Here is a 3222-nt window from a genome sequence, read left to right on the forward strand (position 1 = left end):
CGCATGTAGATGAGCCGGAACCGGCAGAATAGCGCCTTGTGACGCTTCGCTGAAATGACCTGCTGGGCATGCTGTGAACGGCAGGATAGCGTGCATGTTCTCATTGCGATGTGATAGAGTTCCGGCATGGAACTGAAACAGGTTCATGGCTATCCGGCGTTTGGCAAACGGCTTAGGCGGCTGCGCCGGTCCGTCGGCCTCAAACAGTCGGCTTTGGCCGATCTATTGGGTGTCGATCAGACAACGGTCTCCAGATGGGAAAACGGCGTTCAAAGACCCGACCCCGATCTTCAGAGATCGGTTTTCAAGACCCTTGCCCCTGTTAAAGCATCCGACCAAAAACCTGAATCGTGAGGGATTCCCTTGAATGCTGATCTGTGATTCATCGTTTTTGGGAGGATGGATCATGTCAGCACCTTTACCGAATGCGCTGCGGGCGCGATTTCAGAAGCTGGTTGAAGAAGGTTTAAGCGGGCGCGCGGCGGCGTTGCGCTTGAAACTTTCCCCCGCCACTGGCGCGCGTTGGGGCCGTGCGATCCGGCGAACTGGGCAAGCAAGGATCGCGCCTCAGGGACGCCCGCGCGGCAGGGGCAAACTTGATCCGCATCGCTCTTTCCTGATCGAACTGATTGATCAAGACGGTGACATGACCATGCCCGAACTGGCCGGTGCACTGGCAGATGCGACCGGCGTTCAGGCGCACCCGGATGCGATCGGCCGGTTCCTGCGCAAGCTTGGCTTCACATACAAAAAAAGACGCTGGTCGCGACCGAACGACGCCGCGCAAAAGTAAGGAAACAGCGCGAGGACTGGATCAAGCACCGTCTGCCGGCGATCTCGACCCGACCGGATCGCGTTGTCTTCATTGATGAAACCTCTGTCAAAACCAACCTGACCCGCCAGCGAGGCTGGTCACGGCGGGGCGAGCGGCTGGTGATGGATGCCCCCTTTGGATCATGGGGCACGCAGACCTTCATCGCACGCCTCAGCGCCGACGCGTTGATTGCACCTTGGGTCATCAAGGGCGCGATGGATGGCGAAGCCTTTGAAGCCTACGTCGAGCAGGTGCTGATACCAGAACTCGAACCGGGCACCGTTGTCATCCTGGACAACCTCGCCACGCACAAGAATGCCGCCGCTGCCAAAGCCATGCGCGACGCCGGATGCTGGTTCCTGTTCCTGCCGCCCTACAGCCCCGACCTCTCAACTTCGACAGTTAAACGCGTAACCAATTGATATTGTTGAAGCGGGATGCTTGCTTTTGCCACAACATGGCCGCTTCAAGCGGGTGTTTTCAGGTCCAGGGCTTCGAAGAGGTCGAGTTGTTCCGGTTGCTGGCGCGTAAGGGTTGTCTTGGTTGCCGGGCCGATACGGGCCACGTGCTGTTGAATGCGTTCCAGAAGATTGAGGGCGGTGCGCGGGCTCGCGCTGTGGCCTTTCGCCTTCAGCCGCATGCGCATGACGCGGTAGAGGACGAGGGCCACGAAGCAGATCATGGCGTGAGCACGGATGCGATCGGGCAGTCGATGGTGAACCGGCGCGATCTCGATGTCGGATTTCAGGACGCGGAAGCCGCGCTCGATGTCTGCGAGGCCCTTGTAACGCGCGACAGCCTCGGCGGGGCTCAGATCCGGTGCGTTGGTGATCAGCGCGAGTTTTCCGTCAAAGAGTTCGGCCTCGGCAATGGCGTCTTCATCGACCGACCAACTGAACCGATCAGCATTGAGATCGGCCTTGATGAACCGCGTGAGCTCGGCCTCCGCGACGGCGCGGGTGAAACGGCTGTACGCCCCGCGGTCGGAGGCGCGACGACCCTTGGCGGTCTTGCCGGCATCCTGTGCATCGAGCTTGCCGACCATCTTCTCGGCCATGGCCTCCAGCTCGGCGATGCTGGTGCGCCGCCGGTCGCCGAGATCAGCGGCACGAAGCGGGTCATGGGCCACGATGAGCCTGTGGTCACAGAAGCGGCTCTCGGCCAAACCGTCCTCGTCAAAGCGGAGCGCGCGGAAAGTCTCGACCAGGTCTTTGTAGCGGCGCGCGGGGACGGCGAGGATGAACTCCAACGTGCGCCCGCCCTGTTCGGCAAGCGATGTCAGGGCACCGATGTTGTCGAGGCTCAGCAGGCCGCGGTCGGCCACCAAGCTGATGCGCTCGATGGGAAAGCGTTGCAGAACGGTGACCAGCATGGCCTGCAGCGTCTTCGTTTCGGCCACGTTGCCCGGATGCACGGTCTGCATGAGCGGCAGCCCATCGGCGGTCTGCACAACGCCAAGCACGAACTGGCGGGCGATCCCACCGGTCTCCTTGTTCATGCCATAGGCACGGACATCGTCGTCGACCTCGCCTTCGCCGTGGATGCGCACGGTGGTCAGGTCATAGAAGACAACGGTCAGATCGCGGTCGACCAGGGGGCGGATCTGACGGGCCAGTTCGGCCTCCACGCGATCAACGTTGTCCATGAGCGCATCCATCGCCCGCAGGAGGTGGTGATGCTCGACCTTGGCAGGCATCTCCGGCATGGCCACGGTGTCCAGCCAGCGCAGGCAGCCGAGCTTGCTCGTGGGATCGCACAGGCGGTTGAAGACCATGGCGCGCACGAGGGCATCGGCCTCGATCTTGCGCCGCCCGGAACGCATTGCTCGCGCGAAGGCGCGATCGAAGCCAAGGTCATTCCAGAGCTGATGCAGGGCAAAGACGTTGCCATAGGCCTTGGAGCTTTCGATCTCGACGGGGAAGGCCGTGTTGTCGCTCCGCCCGATCGCCCGATTTAGCCCGTTGATCAGAGGATCGAGCTTGGCGGGGTTCAAGTCTTCCAGCCGACCGAGGTTGGCGACGACCCGGTGGCGGACCTTCCCTTGCTCATTGCGATAGCCCTCAACCAGTTGCAGGTACTGGCGGCCCCCGGATCTCGTGATCTTGGTGTACATGTCGCAACACTACGAGATGATGCGTCATACATCAACATCTCAATACGCCACGGCGTGCCACAACAGGGATTCCGCTAAAATCGGCCCTGATTCACATGGAAACCCCTTATTTCATTGAACTCAGCATCAACCAGCCGGGCTCAAATCCACCGCGAAGTGTCGAAGTTGGGAGACCAGCCATCATACGTGCGAAGATGCCTTTCTCGCTCCATCGCCTCCAGCGGCTGTAAAGCGTTTTGTGCGGGCCATAGGCTGCAGGGGCATCGCGCCACCTTAACCCATTGCGGTTGATGAA

At 60.9% G+C, this 3222-nt stretch carries 4 protein-coding genes and 1 pseudogene; 3 read left to right on the forward strand and 2 right to left on the reverse strand.

The window, feature by feature from the left end; genetic code table 11:
* Window positions 1-126 precede the first annotated feature (126 nt).
* From ACR0EL_RS21255 to ACR0EL_RS21265, 3 genes are read left to right on the forward strand one after another with little or no spacing between them, the layout of a single operon-like run.
* A complete protein-coding gene (locus ACR0EL_RS21255) occupies window positions 127-354 on the forward strand; it encodes a helix-turn-helix domain-containing protein (protein ID WP_480502140.1) in 228 nt (75 codons plus the stop codon).
* A gap of 52 nt (window positions 355-406) precedes the next feature.
* Window positions 407-793: a helix-turn-helix domain-containing protein gene (locus ACR0EL_RS21260; RefSeq protein WP_480502142.1), complete on the forward strand. Its 387-nt coding sequence runs from the start codon at window positions 407-409 to the stop codon at window positions 791-793.
* The gene (locus tag ACR0EL_RS21265) at window positions 760-1236 is read left to right on the forward strand and encodes an IS630 family transposase (RefSeq protein ID WP_480502146.1); all 477 of its coding nucleotides are present in this window, start codon (window positions 760-762) and stop codon (window positions 1234-1236) included. Before ACR0EL_RS21260 ends, ACR0EL_RS21265 begins: the two co-directional genes overlap by 34 nt.
* A 44-nt stretch (window positions 1237-1280) precedes the next feature.
* Here ACR0EL_RS21265 and ACR0EL_RS21270 read toward each other — a convergent pair whose 3' ends face one another.
* Window positions 1281-2927 (reverse strand): IS1634 family transposase, encoded by a 1647-nt coding sequence (locus ACR0EL_RS21270; protein ID WP_480502144.1) that lies wholly within the window; start codon window positions 2925-2927, stop codon window positions 1281-1283.
* Between the two features lie 169 nt (window positions 2928-3096).
* Window positions 3097-3222: pseudogene (locus ACR0EL_RS21275) on the reverse strand (transposase); the annotation flags it as partial.

The sequence above is a fragment of the Ruegeria sp. AH12 genome (assembly GCF_056541465.1).